A 17,760-nucleotide genomic window follows, 5' to 3' on the forward strand; every position below is an offset into this window, starting at 1 on the left:
CAACAACTCGTTCTCGTTGACAAGCAAGGGAGTCATTTGCTTGAGTCGAAAAAACGAAGCGTAGTATAATAAAAGAGAATTGATATTTATTTACTAATTGGATGGCAAGATGTTTTTTCAATAGAGGTTGTTAAGAGGAAAAAGGAAGAGAAAGGATTTCGCCTATGAAGCATTCGCAAAAAGGGGTAGCGCTTCTTTTGGTTTGCGGACAACTTTTAGCTGGTGTGCCAGTTTCAGCTGCGGTTGTTGCATCGGAAAGTACGATCGTTGCCCAAACATCAGAAACAGCTGCACAAGCAAGTGACAGTAGCAGCACAGAAGTGACTAGCGAAGAAACTGCTCCAGCAGTGGAAGGACAAGTGTCCGATTCTGAGCAAGGATCGGCACCTGTAGAAAGTGTACCAGAAGGATCTGAGACAGCGCCGGAGGGTACGGAGCAAACCGAAGAACCAACTTCAAATCCCCAACCGACGCCAGAGCCAGAACCGACGCCAGCACCGAAACCAGAACCAGAACCAGAGCCAGAGCCAGGGCTACCGAGTAAGCCAGAGCCTTCTCAGCCAGAAGAACCAACGCCAGCACCCAAACCAGAAGAACCAACACAGCCTGTAGCACCCAAACCTGAAACGCAGCCAGAGAAGCCCAAACCGTCAAAACCTGTAGAAACGAAACCGACACCAGAAGCAAACAGTGAAGCAAGTCAAGCAACACCGGCGGCTGTGTCACCGATCATGCCACCAAGTACCCAAGCTCCAAGCGGGCCAAGTCAATCCGATCCGACACCGCAGCAAGGCAGCGAAACGAGCTTGACGGTCACACCAGTAAAAGAAGTGTGGGATTTTATCCAAGAAATCGGCGAAGATGCTCGGGAAATCGGCTTGAAAAATGATTTGTACGCTTCTGTCATGATTGCCCAGGCTATTTTAGAATCAGGTGGCGGGCAAAGCAGACTGAGTCAGGCGCCGTACTTCAATCTCTTTGGCATCAAAGGAACCTATCAGGGACAGGGTGTCGCTTTTCGGACACAAGAAGATGATGGTTCGGGAAATCATTATACAATCACAGCAACTTTCCGCCAATATACTGGCTACAAAGAGTCATTGATGGACTATGCTCGCTTGTTGAAAGAAGGGGTCGGGCAGCAGTCTGATTTTTATAAAGGCGTATGGAAATCAGAAGCGGCTTCTTATCAAGAGGCTGCCAGCTATTTGACTGGTCGGTATGCCACAGATACGACGTATGATCAAAAGCTGAAAGCATTGATCGAAGCCTATGCGTTGACCCGTTATGATCAGAAAAAACCTGATGTGACCGCAAGTGAGACGTATCTTTTTCCTGTTGAAAAAGCCGTTGTCACTTCTACTTTTGGTCCACGTTGGGGAAGCTTTCATCGAGGTGTTGACTTTGCCGCAGCGTTTGGGACCCCAATCCTGGCGAGTCAATCTGGAACGGTCATCCGTTCAGAGGTTCATCCTTCTTGGGGGAATTATGTAGCGATTCTCCATGAGGACGGGATGACGACACTCTATGCCCACAATCAACAGAACCTTGTGAAGGTTGGTCAACAAGTGGAACAAGGAGAAACGATTGCCCTCATGGGTAGTACGGGCAATAGCACAGGCGCACACCTGCACTTTGAAGTCAGTGCATCGCCTAGCTTGAGCCAAGCGCAATTGGTCGATCCAATCGCTTTTTTAACAAAATAAGAATAGTCAAAAAAGAGAGTATCATGGATGCTTTCTTTTTTTGTCTTTTTCTAGTCATTGTTAGAATCGCCACTTTTTAAAATTTTTTTCACAAAAATAAAAAAAATATTTAAAAAAGGCGTAAGCGGATTCTTTATAATTTTTCACATAACAAGAACAGTTGCTATTCCAAGCTAGTTTAGATGGAACGTGGTTGTGATTGTTATCAAAGAAGTGAGAGAGGAGGATGAGCTATTGCTTCAAAGAAATTAAAGAAGAGCATTGTTTTTAGTTTGTGCCTGTCTGCACTACTGCATCCCTTATTGACGACGTCAACTCTCCAAGCTTATGAAGGAGAAACGGAAGTTTTAAGTGAGCAGGTCGATCCGCAAGCAACAGGAACACCCGATTCGGAAAATTGGCTGCCTAGCAGTGAGACTGATGATACCGCCAGTGATGATCAGTCAGAGCAAGTGTTGCAGCCAGAGACACAGGAAAGCAACTCAAACAATGATAAAAGCAGTCAAGAAGCACCAGAAAATGAAACGGATGAGTTTTCTCAGCTGCCGTCAGAACCAGAAAATGATGACCTTGAAACGGTAGAATCAACCGATTCGTGGGAAGAACCAGAAGATTCGGAAGAACCAGAACTTTTTTCTGAAAATGAAGCTGTTCTGCATATTACGATTGAAAACCAGCAGCATCTCCGAGCAGTTTTATTAGGAGAAACTTACACGTTAGGGAGCGGCAGCAGTCAAAATTACAGCTCAATTGATGATGAGACCCATCTTGTACTGACGTTCCTCCAAAGTCTGCAATTGACCGAGCCGATTAGCGGAATCGCCAGAAAAGCTATCACATTTGCTGGCGGCAATGAAGGAGTCACCATTTCTCAAGCAGCTGCGCAAAACAATACTGAAAACACGATGGTCTTTCTTGGTGCACAACGACTAGAATTTGAGAATCTGACCTTCTCAAATATTACGAGCGCCGGCGGACTTGTTCAAACGCAAGGATCGGTAAACCTGTTGTTTACGAACGTGAATTTTGTGAGCAGCAATGCGACTGGTCGATTCAGTAGCAACAATCAAGCGACGATCACCTTCACGGGGAATAATCGCTTAACGACTAGTACAACAGCGATTCCCGTATTCTTTTCTGCCAATCGGATCATGGTCAATGATCATTTTCACGCAACGATCGCCGGCAGCGGATCGAATCCATTTTTCGAAGCGAATCAAATTGTTTTTGCAGAAGAAGCCGATTTTCGCTTGGAAAAGAACAACAATGCCAACAATGGCGCAGTCGTTCGGCTAACAGGCAGTGCGCCTGTGATGACGCTGGGACAAGACAGTCACGTCTACGTCCGACAAACAGGAATGTTTGTGACGGTAACGAACACAACACAAGACAGCATCGTTCATCTGGAAAACGGGGCGCACTTCGACGGTGGGTTAGGCCAAGGATTTTCGGGAAACACTACATCAACAATTGGCGAACTGCACTTAGCCAGTCGTAGTAAACTAACTTTTAGTGAATTTGGCTCTGTGTCTGCTTTTCCAGCAATCAATATCGGACGAGTATTTAAAACTGAAGCAGCCTCGTCAGAAGCTCAAGCAGTCACCCTTGAGGGGAATCGCTCCGGAGGAACAACTGGGGCATTTGTTCACTTGCGAAGTGCCAATTCAATTGCTGAATTAGGCAGTTACACGAAAACGACGATTCAACAACAAGGCCCCATGTTTACAGGGGTCGCCACCAGTACGATCACCATCGGCGACCATGCCGTGATCGATAATACCCATAGTTTTGGCTTCAACGGGAGTGTCAATGTCAATGCGATCGATATTGGGAATCACGTTTCATTGAACATTCAAGAACCGACAAATGCAACGACAGGTTCCGCCTACAATACCTTTTTTGCTAGAAGCCGTTTTACGGTCGGCGAGCACAGCAGCATTAGTGTTCCACGACGAAGAACGGTTAGTACCTTAACAACGAATGCTGTGATCCGCTTAAACCTTGCTGGCGGCAGGATCGTCTTTGGCAAATACAGTACACTGGAAGCAAACCATCGCGGCGCTTTGCTTCATGCGCAGCAAGCCGAAGTTGTTTTTGAGGAAAATAGTCGTGTCGAAGCGGCCCTGAGCAGAGGGGTCACCAACGGCACTGCAGTCAGAAACTTCACCTTGAAGCAAGGGGCGGAAATGGTGCTTTCAGAGCACACGGCCAATCAACAAGCTGTAGCAAGATTCAATGTGCAAAGTAGTTTTCTGATGGAGCGAGGAGCCAAACTGACATCCACCCGCAGTTCTACAGGAACTCAGGGCATGGTGCAGTTTTCCTCGGCTAATGCCCGTTTTGTGACAGAAGAAGAGGCGCAGATCCATCTAACGCAAAGAGGACCATTGGTCATTGGAAATACCTCCTCGGATGCCTTCATTGGGGCACGATCAGAAGTGACGCTCAATACAACAAGCGGGTTTACTGGAAATACAACGATGCGTCGTTTAGACGTAGGACCAGGTGCGAAGATCAACGTGACTGAACCGTCTACTAGTGCACTGAATCTGCAATATTTTACCTTTACCACAGAAATTTTGATTCGAGAAGAAGCGGAAGTGACTGTCACACGAACCAGCAATGTGAATGGTCCAGCCTTTCGCTTAACCGGATCAAGTTCACGCTTTACGACATTAGAGGGAAGTAAATTGACAGTCAGTCAATTAGGAATGGCGTTGCGTGGGGTAACAACGACCGATGTATCTCTTGGGAAGCGTTCCATCAATACGATCCAAACGGGTTGGGGGTTTACCGCCAATTATACAATTCGTTCGTTCGTCTTAGAAGATCAAGGAACGTATCGTTACACACAGCCAACGAGTGGTAGTACCGCGCCGGCTGTAGGAACCAATTACGCTTCTATTCGAGTCGCACAACGCTTTGTACTTGGAGAAGAGGCAGATTTTCAAGCAACGAGAGCGAGGACGACTGCGGATTCACGTTTTATTCTATTGAATTCAGCGAATTCTACGGTCTTCCTTGGCAAAAATTCTACATTCGACATTAGCCAATCGGGTGGCGTTTTCCAAGTACAGGCCACCTCAACCTTGACTTTAGACGAGGGCGCTAAGCTCAATGTATTGACGGAACGTGGGTTGAATACAGCGACTGGTGGTGCTGGTGGTTTCAATCTAACCAATGCTTTTGGGACGATCAACGTTGGGAAAAATGCGGAGTTTATTGTCAGAGATGGCTACCAAAACCAACGAACGACAGCAGAATTTACGAATCGGCCCTTAGTAAATGTTGGTCGTACCTTTAATGTTGGAGAAGATGCAACGGTGTTGATTGAAACGACGATCAATAAATCCCTGTCAAGTGCAGTGCTGTTTTTCCGACAAGCGAATGCCCAGTTGAATCTATCGAATGTAAAATCTTTCGAATTAGCGCATCCAAGTGCAGTGTCGGGGGGAAGCAACGGCAATCTGCAACGGTTGATTCGTTCCCAAACAAACTTCTTAGCAAATGGGCTACGCATCAATGTGATGCATCAAAAACTCACGCTATGGCAAGGGGCGAATCAGACAGCCGCTTCGTCACCAGCTGAAGAGTTTATTAATCTGTCTGGTGTGTTCCGTATCAACAGAAATAATGGGACAAATGCGAATGGGTTGCCAGCAGGCGTCTGGTCAGGCGCAATGAATGCTGTTTCGCAGGCTTTTCTGATGACCGCTGAATCAGTAACGGGGTCAGTGACCTCCACTGGCAATAATACACCGATTGAAACGGCGATCGCCCGCAACAATTTTAGTCGGTTACGCTTTTCTGAACCGGAAGGCTTGATGGCTCGGATCGATCCCTTGAGTGACCAATCCACGGAAATCACCGGGTTCATGTATGAGGATGCTCAAGCACGAATCACTTATCAGAATACTGAGGGAGAAACGGTGATCATCACCAATGAGACGGTTTCTGAAAGTGGCGAACGCATGATCCAATGGGGAGATTATCGTGATGAAAATCAGTTTTATCGCTACTTTACGATCAAACTAGCAGAAAATGAACGGTTAGAAACGGGCAGCAAGCTGAATGTTTTTCTTACAAAACCGGACCACGATTTTTACATTGATATTGATGTAGAGGTAACCGTCATCCAAGGGGTAGAATACCAGGCATTTAACATCACCCTCGATCGGCAGACGATCAACCAATTGAGCACGGAAGAAGAATTGCATAAATTGATTGTTGAAGAAAGTGAAGCTTCGGCACGCGATGTACTAAGCGATGCAGATTTGTCTGAAGAGATTCGTCTGGCGAAAACCAATCTAACAACAGACGTGACGGAAGATGGTACGTATTTTGCCGTATTAGAAGTCGGTAGAAAAACCTATGAGTTTACGGTTGGGATCGATGTTACAAGTAGTTTAGAGCAACTGTCCGTGCGGATACCGACTCGCATGCTCTTTGAATCAATGTATGACAGTCAAGAAAGCAATCGTGTCTTCACGAGCCCTGAATACGAAATCCGCAACAACTCGTATGTAGGGGTAGATGTCAAAGTCAACCGACTAATTCTTGAAGATTCTGCTGGGATCGTACTGTTGAAAGAGGAAGAAGATCCATTGGATTATGCTGAGCCAGATCCAGACTCGGAAGAAGAACACCCAATCTTGACAGAACAAGATATTTCGCAACCGTTGTTGGCGTTGAATTTAATGACAGAGCAAGCGACGGTTCGCCTATACGATCAGATGCCTGAAGCGGACTTGCTTTCCATGCCTGCCCGCAATCAATCAGCGATGACCTTAGGCGGAACCTTTTACGGCAATTACCCGCTTTGGATCGTTGATTCAGAATACGAAGAAGGCGGGTACTACGAGGACAATCTACGCCCTCAATATCGCTTTGTTTTAAGATTCGTTCCTAAATAATACAAAGGAGTGGTTGTAATGACAATGGAAAATCCAAAGAGAAATAAGCTGTTTTTCCTTTTGTTACTGCTCTCCTTTCTGGGCGGTATCGGTTTTTATTACTTGAATCAGCAACAAGTGAATGTTCCTGTGATCAGCGCCGATCTTTTACCGGAAATCGGCGATGCTTCCGATCGTGAAGTAGCTGAAAGAGCGCAAGAGGTAGCAGATGCGAATTATTTTACGCTGACTATCAATCCTTCTGCGGTTTTTGAAGCAGGCGATCGCGAAGGATCCATTGAGATCATCAATCCGGCAACTAATGTCTATCCGATCGCAGTGGATATTCATTTAAATGAAACCGGAGAAATGATCTATTCTTCGGGTGCAATTTATCCAAATCAGCAGATTTTGACTGCTAAGCTTGCTCAACCCTTAGAAAAAGGCGAATATGCAGCCACAGCAACAGTCAACATTTATGACCCAGAAACACATGAAAAACAAGGAGTCACAGAAGCAGCAATAACGATAAAAATTCAGAATTAATTGAAATCAAAAGGAGAATGAAAAATGAAAAAAATCAACGCAATTGTATCAGGAAGCATCGCAGTATTGACTTTATTAGCTGGAGGTGTAACCGCGGCAGCGACGACACAATCCATCAATGCAGAAACCAGCGGGGATGTTCAAATCAACGGGATCATCGGCAGCTTTGACAACACAACCCCTGGACCAAACCCTGGTGACCTTAATGAGTGGATCAATGTAACGATTCCAACGACCGCTTTGTTCTATACGACGCAAGAATCAGGACATCAAGAAATCGTGTCTCCGACCTATACGATCACCAATAATTCTGCAAAAGGAGTGATCGCTACAGTGGCGGATGTCATTGACCCGGTAACAATCGAGCCAATCAAACAATTAGCAGTCAATGAGATTGACTTGATTACCGATGGAGTCGTGGATGTGTTAGAAACCGACCTATTTGAATTAGGATCAAATCAAACATCTGGAAATGTAGGTGAGTTTACTTTTTCTGGAACGGCGACGCCTCAACAAGATGAAAAAGAGGTCAATCCAAGTTTTAAATTGGTTCTAAACTTTGCCCCAGTGGTTGAGTAAGACAAACGGAAACGCGAGGAGGGAACTGTGTAAACATGGTCATTGGAAATATGTACTAATCGTCCTCCTGTTTGTTTTGTTTGTGATACCTAGCCAAAGCTTTGCACAGACTGCGAGTGGCAATGCAGGCACTCGTTCTGTGCAAGTCCAAGGGCGTATCGGAGAAACTGACGACAAGCTGGATGAAGAACAGCTAGATTCGGATGCCGTTGGAGACGATGGGAGAACCAAAATCGTCGCAGATGTTTCGGCTATTAACAAAGGCTCACTACCTAAAACGGGAAGTGAGCAAGCAAAAATAGCATCAATCGTGGGTTTATTTTTATTAATCATTTCTTTTTACTTGTTTAGTAGTAGGCAATTAAGAAGGAACTAAAAAGAGATGACTGTCCGAAATCAAAAAAGAAGCAGTAGCAACAACCAAACTGCTTCTTTTTTTCGGTCAAAACGAATCCAAGATGACAAGTGTTGATGGAAAAATGAAAGAGGAGAACAACGGATGAGAATAAATAAAACGGATTTTGAAACAGTGATGGCTAATAGTGAATTTTTAGACTATTACTGTCAATTATTTGAACGAAACGGTGAACGATCCGTCACGGATACGCAATTAGAAAAATTACACTATTTGATTCAAAAGCAGGTGGCACTAACGATTCAAAAGAATGCGAGTTATTCCTTTTTTACACAAACATATAAATTACCTGAAACACTCGTAAAGGATTACCAACTGTTAGCGGAGTGTACCGAGCGGCTTTCAAAAATAGAAATGGATCAGTTGATACCCAAACAATTTATTGAGCAAGACTTTAACGTACGGGTGAAAAAAGCAAGTCAAGAATCTCAATATGAGCAGCTTTTAAACATCATGTCAGACACATTTAGACAAATAAAGAAAACATAGGTGGTTTTTCACGCAGTAGCTTTTTCAAACATGAAGCAAGATGCGTATCCGCTCTAGGTGGTCTCTAATGAAAGCAAAAGCGAAATCCTTGCACTATTTTCAATAGCCGATAAAATAATTGTTATACAACAGTAGTCTGGAACCCACGCTTTTTTTCATCAGGCTATGAAAAAACCGATTTTTTATGTAGGATGAAAACCGATATAATGAGACTGCTTAGGCGCCTTTCATGCGTAATTTAGCCGCAAAAAAGAAACTTTTTAGTAAGGAGCTTATGTTTGAAAAATTTTCAATTGAGTTTTGTCACAAGCAAATCGACCGTCCGATGGCTGCAGATTCTAAGTGAATTTGAAAAAAATGAAATTTGTAGTGCCAGTCAATTGGCTGAAGTAACAACTAGTACCACGAGGACGATTGGCAAAGACATCAGTCAGATCAACGAGTATTTCTGTGGGCTGATCCTGATCACTTCCACCAATCAAGGCTATTCGTTTGAACTATTTGATTATTCACAGTATGAAAAGAAAAAAGCCTCGCTTTTAGCGAATGAACCGCTCTTTATTTTATTGGAAAATATTTTTATTGGAGAGTTAAAGACGATCGATGAGTGGGCGGACTGCTTGTTTTTATCCAAGAGTACCTTATCGAAGTACTTGCAGCGCATTCATGAACAACTGGCACGTTTTGATCTCCAGCTAGCATTAGATCCTGTGAATATCGTTGGGGAAGAAGCAGATATCCGCAATTTCTTCTGTACCTTTTTTTATGAAACGGACAGCACACCCCATACTGTATTTCCGCCAGCTGCGGTCCAGCAGGCAGTAACGGAAATCGGCAGGATGTTTGACAAAAATAGTTACCACACCGTTTCGTTTTCACAATACACGTATCTGCTCTATATTTCGCTTGAGCGATTTATGCAAGGTAAGACTGTGCAAATCAACGCTGAATTGTACCACGCCTTGCGACACAGTATTCAGCTGATGCATTTTCAACGAATCAATGGGGTCATTGAAAAGTACTTTCAATATCGATTGACGAACGATGAACTTATCTTCTTATTTGTTAGTATTATCACAAAGAAAAAACTGCAAAATGTGATCGTCGAACAAAAGTTTTGTCTTTCTTATAATCATTGGACAGAGATCCGCACGTTGACCAACGATTTTTATCAGATGTTGAAGGTATCGTCGAAAAAGCCCAAAGAAGATCGGATTCTGATCGAATCTTTTTTTACCTCTGCCAAATTGAAGGAGTGCTTATCCACTTCTGCCAATCGCAATATCTATGATGTGAATGCGTTTATTAAGAGAACCTTTCCTAAGGAATTTGCTGCTTACCGAGAGTTTTTAGAAAATAGTCGCGAGTACCACAACCTTTATTCTGAGGAGTATCTGACGGATTTTTGTGCAAACTTAGTGATTTATATCGAATCTGTTCGAGAACGTCATTGGTTTCCCCGGAAAAATATCGCCTTTATCTTCGAAGGAAATAACAATATCGTTCAGTACATTGAAGGCTGGTCTAACCGCTATTTTAGCCGATCCCATCAAGTCTTTTATCCTGACTCAGGGGAAGTCAATGCCCAGTATTTAGAACAAAATACCATTGATCTGCTAGTGACGAACTATGCCGAGCATGCGACTGAATTTCGAGATATCGTTGAATGTATCGTCTTCAAAACGATCCCGTCTTCTTCTGACTGGAATCGGCTGCTTGAACGGATCAATCCTAACGTCACCCGCCAATTTGCCCTAAAAGACCTCTTCTAGTTTCCCATTATGTTTTGACCTAAAGAGTTGCTAGAAAGGGCCTTTTACATGAAAAGAAAGCATTTTTCCTTCACTGCATAGACAGACGTAAGGAAAGATGCTTTCTTTTTTAATGGCTTGACTTTCCGCAGCTGTGCAGGAGTGTGGGGAGGGGAAGTGGGGAGTGCATCAGGTACGGATGCAAGCCTTTGGAACCAGCAGTTTTCAATTCAATCGATCGATTTGGGCGGAATCATTGGGCTTCACTTAAGTAAATCAAACTCCAAGGCGCCTTTTGGTTTAGCTGAAGACCGGTCAATTCCCGATAGAAACAGGTTTTGTCTTTGACCGTCAGCTGAATGATTTCTTCTTCCGTATACTCGTTTAGAGAAGAAATTTTTAAAACATAAAGTTCTTTTAGTATTTGCAGTTGTGCGTCGATATCTAATAGCAACGACATTTTTTCGAAAAAAGTACCCTCGTCTTGTTCATAGATCGCTAAGAATCGTTGGCGCAAAGAGAGATAAAAATTAAAGATTTTTGGGTGTGTATAAGAACAGGGCGAGTGGATAAATTCTTCGTCAAAAAAGTTTAAATATTCTTCGGCTGATTGGATCGTTTTTAAGTTCATATCAATACTCCTTATAAGTGTTAGGAAAAGGCGACAATACGTGTCATTATCAAAAAGAGTCACTGTTAAGCAATGTCTTATTGAGAAGGCCCTTTTGTTTTTTTATGATTGGGGGAAGGACTTTCGCTACATCCAATGTACAGGATATTCCAAATCGGCTCAAACGCGTTTTTTCGTAACCATACGAAGATTTGTTTTTCGCTGGTATTAACGTCAAAAAAGTTTAAATATTCTGGTAATTATTGTTATAAAAAGAATATTTCTTAAATGAGCGAGATTGCTGGGTTTCCATTCTTTGCCAGCGGGTTGTTTTTTCATTTGCTTAAATCATGGTTGAGAAAAAAAACAGCATCAGTTGACCGATAGGCTCATCCCCGTCATTTTTTCAAAGGTGTGATACTATAGAATTATCTAGAAAAACGATCCTTTGATTCAAGCTGCCAATGCCAAAACAGTGCCAAGACACGCAGTTGCAGTGAGACGCAACCGTCAGTTTTGACGAGAAGGTTTGGCTAAATAGGGTCGTTCATTAAAGCAAACGAGGAGCAATTCAATGAAAGAGAAAAAAACAGTTGTAGTGATCGGCGGCGGACTTGGTGGTCTATCAGCGGCGGTCTCATTAGCCCAAAATGGCTTTGATGTATCATTATATGAAAAAAATCAACACTTAGGCGGCAAGTTGAACCGACTGGAAACAAACGGCTTCGGCTTTGACTTAGGTCCTTCGATTTTGACGATGCCGCAGATTTTCGAAAAGTTATTTACTGGCAGCAATCGCGATATGGCGGATTATGTTGCGATTCGCCGATTGCCATTGGAATGGCGCTCCTTTTTTCCTGACGGAACAAAGATCGATCTCTATGGCGATCTTGCACGCATGGCAAAGGAAAACCCGCACTTGTCGGAAAAAGACATGGCCGAGTACCAAGACTTTTTGGACTATGCGCAAAAGATTTATGCAATCACAGAAAAAGGCTATTTTGAGAAAGGCTTAGATACCACGAAAGAAATCTTGAAGTATCATGGCGTGATCAAAGCGCTGAAAGGCTTTGATTATTTCTCTTCGATGCATGATGCCATTCAAAAACGTGTCAGCAATCCGCAGCTGCAAGACATGCTGAGCTATTTTATCAAGTATGTCGGCTCATCTCCTTATGACGCTCCAGCCGTCTTGAACATGATGATCTATATGCAGCATGCCCAAGGTGTCTGGTACGTGCCAGGCGGGATGCATCGTTTAGCCGAAGGCATCGTTCGCTTAGCAAAAGAGATCGGTGTGACCTTCCACACGGGACACAAAGTGGAAAAATTGATCGTTGAACAGGAACAGATTCGTGCCGCTCGTTTGGATGATGGCACGTTGATCGAAGCCGACTATTTTGTTTCCAACATGGAAGTGATCCCGGCCTATGAAGAGTTGTTAGAAGAAGCGCCGACCTTTACTCAAAAACTGGAAGAAAAATTTGAACCAGCAAGTTCTGGTTTTGTCTTGCACTTAGGGGTCAAAACCTCCTATCCGCAATTGGCCCATCACAACTTTTTCTTTTCAAATGCCTCAAAAGAAAACTTTGATCAAAATTTCCATCAGCATCAGCTGCCAGAAGATCCAACGATCTATTTGGTCAATGCCAACAAAACCGATCCTTCGCAAACAGTGGCAGGGCATGAGAACATCAAAATCTTGCCTCATATCCCTTATTTGCAGGATAAGCCCTTTACGGAAGCGGAATACGATGCTTTTCGTGAACGGATCTTGATCAAGCTGGAAAACATGGGTTTAACGGATCTACGTAAGCACATCGTGTATGAAGACCGCTGGACACCCGAAGACATCCAAAAGAATTATTTGTCACATCGCGGTGCCATCTACGGCACGGTCTCTAATCGCAAGAAAAATCATGGCTTTAAACACCCGAAACACAGCGAACGCTACGACAATCTATACTTCGTTGGCGGTACGGTCAATCCAGGTGCCGGCATGCCGATGGTGACCCTCAGTGGCCAGCAAGTCAGTGAGATGATCACCCAAAGAGAACACTAAGACAAGAAAGGATGATGACTGTGTACCTGCTGCTCGCTGGTATTTGCGTTGCTTGGCTGGCAGGCTGGCTGATTTTTTTCCGCCTGCCGACGATACCCACCCGCAAGGAGACAGCCGCATCCAAAGACTTGACGGAGAGGGGAGAACTGTCGATCATCATTCCCGCCCGCAATGAAGCAGAAAATTTGCCGCAATTGTTGGCGTCCTTGCAGCAGCAAACCCTTCATCCTGTGGAGATTTTGGTGGTTGATGACGGATCGGAAGACGAGACGATCGCCTGTGCCAAGGGCTTCGGTGCGACGGTCTTGCAAACCACTGCTGATTCTGCTGGGAAAGCGGCGGCTTGTTGGTTAGGCGCCTCACAAGCGGTGGGCAAGTATCTATTATTTTTGGATGCCGATACCTTCTTTCTAGCAGAAGATGGCTTAGAGCGTCTTTTCGCTGCGTATGAGGAGCGATCGGGACAAGGACTGCTCTCGGTGCAGCCCTATCATCAAACGAAGCGCCTGTATGAACAACTGTCTGCCGTCTTTAATGTCGTCTTACCTGTCGGGTTGAACCGCTTTTCTATCGTAGGCGAAAAACTCTCAGCTGGCGGCGCCTTTGGTCCGTGTATTTTGTGCAGCAAAACTGCGTACCTTCAAGCCAATGGACATCAGGACATGCCACAAGGAATCTTAGATGATCTAGCATTAGCGAGACGCTTTAAGAAAAAACGCTTGCCGATCGCCTTGTATGGTGGAAAAGACTTGGTGGCCTTTCGGATGTATCCAGCTGGTGTTCGTCAACTTGTTCAAGGCTGGACGAAGGACTTTGCCACTGCTTCGCAATCCACTCACCCTTTGATTATGGCGGGCGTCATCTTGTGGATCAGCGGCGGCATTGGGGTACTGGCGGCACCATTTCTGATGGAACCGCTTTGGCTAGGACTGCTTTTTTATGCTGCTTATTTTGGACAAACTCTGCGCTTTGCCCGCCGTGTCGGCAACTTCAACCGAATCCTGCTGCTTTTTTTCCCATGTTACTTTCTTTTTTTCCTAGGCTTATTTGGTTGGTCGTGGATCCAAACCCAATTGTTGAAATCCGTGACCTGGAAAGGACGCAAAATCAATTTATAGGAGGCGATGCACATGCCGCTGATCACCTTATCTCCCCTGCTCTTGCTCATTACAGACAGTTTGGCTTGGCTGCTGTTTCATCTAGGCATCTCCTTTGGCTTGCGCAAAGTCAGCGATGCCTTTTTTGAACGTCATGCCAACTGGTTCCGTTCTTTTGCCTTTGAAAAAGGCGGTAGGATCTGGTCGGAGGTGTTTCGTATTCGTCAGTGGAAAGACAAATTGCCCGACGGCACTGTGATTGCCAAAAAAGGCTTTGACAAATCCCGCTTGGCTCAACAGCAAAAGGACTATCTGGAAAAATTCGTCATTGAGACACGCCGAGCAGAGCTGACCCATTGGCTGCTGATGGTTCCAGCACCGTTCTTTTTCCTCTGGAATCCTGCGTGGGCGGGCTGGGTGATGATCGTCTATGCGTTATTGGCTAATTGCCCATTCATCATGATCCAACGCTACAATCGCCCCCGTTTGGAGCGAGTCTTGCGGAAAAAAAGTGCCCTGCAAGTCAAGCAGAAGGCGACGGTCTAGGTTCCTGTAGGTGCCGCTTTAAGATTCGCTGAAAAATAGGCAAACTGGAAATCAAAAGGATCGGAGGGCAACTGCCTTCGATCCTTTTTAAAAAATTGGTGTTAATTTTTATGGGATGTGCCAAGTCCATTTTTTGTACACTAAGGTCATTCAAAGGAAAGGGTGATCGTATGTCATCAGAAGGATGTGGGCAAATTTTCGAACTGCCATTGCAGACTGCTGCATTGGTTGATCGTGTGTTTGGACAGGCACGAAGTATTTTTGTAAGTGTAGAAAAGAGGGAGGGATACGCAAGGTGATTGAAGATAGCCGACAACGGGACCACTATTACGACATGTTGATTGAAAAAAATTCCCAATATGAAGGGATTTTTTACGTTGGGGTAAAAACCACCGGCGTCTTTTGCCGTCCCACCTGCCCAGCGAAAAAACCGCTCAAAAAAAATTGCGATTTTTTTCAGACGGCACAAGAAGCGCTGCTGGCGGCGTATCGTCCCTGCAAACGATGTCGCCCGCTCAGCTCGCCTAGCCACTTATCCCCTGACGTGAAAAGCCTGGTGGAAGCCGTGGAGAGTAACCCAGAGAAAAAGTGGACCGACAAAGATTTTGAAGCACTAGCGATCCATCCCAATACCGCACGCCGACAATTCAAAAAATATTTTGGCATGACCTTTATCGAATACTCCCGTGCACGCCGCTTAGGATTAGCGTTTAAGCAGATTCGTGAAGGAGAACCGCTGATCCAAGCGCAATTAGAAGCCGGTTTCGATTCTGGCAACGGCTTTCGAGATGCGTTTTCTCGGATTATGGGGGAGTTGCCTTCCAACAGCCGCGAAAAAACGATTCTTTCTTCTTCTTGGCTTGAGACCAAGCTGGGGTCGATGTTGGCGATCAGCGACCAGCAGCAGCTTTACTTGTTAGAATTCGTGGATCGCAGAGGGCTAGAAACGGAGATTGCTGTTTTGAGAAGCCGCTTGAATGCAGTGATCATTCCCCAGCAAACAGCAATCATCCAGCAGCTTAAGCAAGAACTGACGGAATATTTTGAAGGAAATCGAACTGTTTTCACGATACCAATTGCATTGATCGGCTCCGATTTTCAGAAAGCCGTCTGGCAGCAGCTGTTGGCGATGAAGATCGGAGAAACATACTCTTACAAACAATTGGCACAGCGAATCGGCAATGAAAAAGCCACCCGAGCTGTTGCCAATGCCAACGGAAAAAATCAATTGGCGTTGATCGTTCCATGCCACCGTGTCATCAATAGCGATGGCAGTATCGGCGGCTATGGCGGCGGTGTCGAACGCAAAAAGTGGTTGCTGGCTTTGGAAAAGCAGGTGCAGCCGACTGTAAAGGTTTGAAAAAGAGATAACTATGCGTGGGAATCAGCGCTTCATCGATCAGTACATGGAATGGATCGAATCCTTTTCATTGAAATATATATTTAGCGGAACTTATGGAACCTTTCATGAGTTCCGCTTTTTTTCTTAGATTTGGCGGGTTCATAGAGAAAAGGCGGGACCGTCGTTAGTGTCTAAGTGTTCTTTATCTTTACAAAAATAAGCAATGAATTATTTTCTTAAATACCCAAAGCATATCCTTTTACAACTTACAAAAAGTAAGTTATGATTATCTCGAATTCGAAATAAAGAGGTGAGGAAAATGGCGCATCAAGAAGAAGCGCTCAAAGCATACATCGGTTTGCTGCGTACGGCAAGTCGTTTGGAACAAGTGGCAAAAAAAGATGTCCGTTGTTATGGCTTAAATATCACAGAGTTTTCCGTACTGGAATTGCTTTACCATAAAGGCACCCATACGACGCAAGCCATCAAGGAAAAAATCTTGATCGCCAGCAGCTCCACAACCTACGTGGTCGATCAATTAGTCAAAAAAGGCTGCGTGCAACGGGAACCTAGCCAAGAAGATCAACGGGTAACATACGTCAGTATTACGGAAGCAGGCAGGGCGTTGATGGAGAAAATTTTTCCCAGTCATGCACAAAAGATTGCGGCGAGTTTTTCCGAACTTAGCAGTGAAGAATTGCAACAATTAAAAACAATTTTACGAAAAATAACTTACGATCAGAAATGAGGAAAAGAAAATGAGAAAACAAGACCAATTATTAGGGGTACACCATGTGACGGCTATGACAAGTGATGTGGAACGGAATTACCATTTCTTTACAGATGTGTTAGGGATGCGTTTAGTGAAAAAAACAGTCAATCAAGATGACATTTATACGTACCATACTTACTTTGCGGATGATTTAGGTACACCGGGAACGACCATGACGTTCTTTGATTTTCCCAATACCGCTCGTGGTAGCAAAGGAACCAACTCGATCACCCGCACCAGTTTTCGAGTACCCAGTGATGCAGCCCTTGATTATTATGCCGCACGCTTTGATGAATTTGAGGTAAAACACGAGGCAATCACCACCGAATTTGGGAAAAAAGTGTTGCGCTTTTGGGATTTTGATACGCAAGCCTATCAACTGATCTCTGATGAACACAATACTGGCGTGAAAGCTGGTATCCCTTGGAAAAAAGGACCCGTTCCTACTGAATTTGCGATTTACGGCTTAGGTCCTGTTGAAATGTCTGTTTCTTATTTGGCAGATTTCAAAGGACTACTGGAATCCGTCTTTGATTTCAAAACCATTGATCAAGTAGACAATCGCTATTTGTTAGAAGTCGGTGAAGGCGGCAATGGCGCCCAAATCGTTTTAGTGGAAGATACCACGAGCCCACAAGCACAACAAGGGGACGGCGAAGTGCATCATGTCGCTTTTCGCTTAGCCCACCATGACTCATTAGCAGTCTGGCAAGAAGTCTTTGATAACTTGGGATTGGCCAACTCTGGCTATGTCGATCGCTACTATTTTGAGTCGTTGTATGTGCGCATCGGCCATATTCTTTTTGAACTAGCGACAGATGAACCAGGGTTTATGGGGGATGAGCCGTATGAAACATTGGGCGAGTCCTTATCATTGGCACCATTTTTAGAAAATCGCCGTGAATACATCGAAGGAGTCATCAAACCCTTCAATACAAAACGCGCCTAAGGAG

General features: G+C 44.5%; 14 protein-coding genes. 13 read left to right on the forward strand and 1 reads right to left on the reverse strand.

Features of this window, described 5'->3' with window-relative positions; all coding sequences use genetic code 11:
* Positions 1-164: 164 nt before the first annotated feature.
* The 7 genes from IGK61_RS00920 (at position 165) to IGK61_RS00950 (ending at position 10,399) form a co-directional block, all read left to right on the forward strand.
* A complete protein-coding gene (locus tag IGK61_RS00920) occupies positions 165-1,706 on the forward strand; it encodes a peptidoglycan DD-metalloendopeptidase family protein (protein WP_074536627.1) in 1,542 nt (513 codons plus the stop codon).
* Between the two features lie 272 nt (positions 1,707-1,978).
* Positions 1,979-6,619: a hypothetical protein gene (locus IGK61_RS00925; RefSeq protein WP_438844660.1), complete on the forward strand. Its 4,641-nt coding sequence runs from the start codon at positions 1,979-1,981 to the stop codon at positions 6,617-6,619.
* An 18-nt stretch (positions 6,620-6,637) separates the two neighbouring features.
* On the forward strand, positions 6,638-7,144 hold the full coding sequence (locus tag IGK61_RS00930) for a hypothetical protein (RefSeq protein ID WP_074536629.1): 507 nt from the start codon (positions 6,638-6,640) through the stop codon (positions 7,142-7,144).
* Between the two features lie 24 nt (positions 7,145-7,168).
* Positions 7,169-7,723, forward strand: a complete 555-nt coding sequence (locus IGK61_RS00935) for a hypothetical protein (protein ID WP_074536630.1) — start codon at positions 7,169-7,171, stop codon at positions 7,721-7,723.
* Positions 7,724-7,805: 82 nt separating this feature from the next.
* Complete coding sequence (locus tag IGK61_RS00940; RefSeq protein WP_438844661.1) at positions 7,806-8,099, forward strand: LPXTG cell wall anchor domain-containing protein; 294 nt, start codon at positions 7,806-7,808, stop codon at positions 8,097-8,099.
* A gap of 123 nt (positions 8,100-8,222) precedes the next feature.
* The gene (locus tag IGK61_RS00945) at positions 8,223-8,627 is read left to right on the forward strand and encodes a hypothetical protein (protein ID WP_074536632.1); all 405 of its coding nucleotides are present in this window, start codon (positions 8,223-8,225) and stop codon (positions 8,625-8,627) included.
* Between the two features lie 278 nt (positions 8,628-8,905).
* On the forward strand, positions 8,906-10,399 hold the full coding sequence (locus tag IGK61_RS00950; RefSeq protein ID WP_074536633.1) for a helix-turn-helix domain-containing protein: 1,494 nt from the start codon (positions 8,906-8,908) through the stop codon (positions 10,397-10,399).
* Between the two features lie 232 nt (positions 10,400-10,631).
* Here IGK61_RS00950 and IGK61_RS00955 read toward each other — a convergent pair whose 3' ends face one another.
* Positions 10,632-11,009, reverse strand: coding sequence for a DUF7006 family protein (locus IGK61_RS00955; protein WP_074536634.1), 378 nt, complete (start codon positions 11,007-11,009; stop codon positions 10,632-10,634).
* Between the two features lie 553 nt (positions 11,010-11,562).
* On the opposite strand from IGK61_RS00955, the gene IGK61_RS00960 reads away from it, so the two are divergent.
* From IGK61_RS00960 to IGK61_RS00985, 6 genes are all read left to right on the forward strand, one after another.
* Complete coding sequence (locus IGK61_RS00960; protein ID WP_074536635.1) at positions 11,563-13,050, forward strand: phytoene desaturase family protein; 1,488 nt, start codon at positions 11,563-11,565, stop codon at positions 13,048-13,050.
* Positions 13,051-13,061: 11 nt separating this feature from the next.
* A complete protein-coding gene (locus IGK61_RS00965) occupies positions 13,062-14,168 on the forward strand; it encodes a glycosyltransferase (RefSeq protein WP_074536636.1) in 1,107 nt (368 codons plus the stop codon).
* A 12-nt stretch (positions 14,169-14,180) separates the two neighbouring features.
* Positions 14,181-14,693, forward strand: a complete 513-nt coding sequence (locus IGK61_RS00970; protein ID WP_015508786.1) for a hypothetical protein — start codon at positions 14,181-14,183, stop codon at positions 14,691-14,693.
* A gap of 295 nt (positions 14,694-14,988) precedes the next feature.
* Positions 14,989-16,053, forward strand: coding sequence for a bifunctional transcriptional activator/DNA repair enzyme AdaA (locus IGK61_RS00975; protein ID WP_074536638.1), 1,065 nt, complete (start codon positions 14,989-14,991; stop codon positions 16,051-16,053).
* Between the two features lie 301 nt (positions 16,054-16,354).
* Positions 16,355-16,783 (forward strand): MarR family winged helix-turn-helix transcriptional regulator, encoded by a 429-nt coding sequence (locus IGK61_RS00980; RefSeq protein WP_010748593.1) that lies wholly within the window; start codon positions 16,355-16,357, stop codon positions 16,781-16,783.
* Positions 16,784-16,793: 10 nt separating this feature from the next.
* The gene (locus tag IGK61_RS00985) at positions 16,794-17,756 is read left to right on the forward strand and encodes a ring-cleaving dioxygenase (RefSeq protein WP_074536639.1); all 963 of its coding nucleotides are present in this window, start codon (positions 16,794-16,796) and stop codon (positions 17,754-17,756) included.
* Positions 17,757-17,760 lie beyond the last annotated feature (4 nt).

The sequence above is a fragment of the Enterococcus sp. AZ063 genome, assembly GCF_051715045.1.
GTDB lineage: Bacteria > Bacillota > Bacilli > Lactobacillales > Enterococcaceae > Enterococcus_D > Enterococcus_D casseliflavus.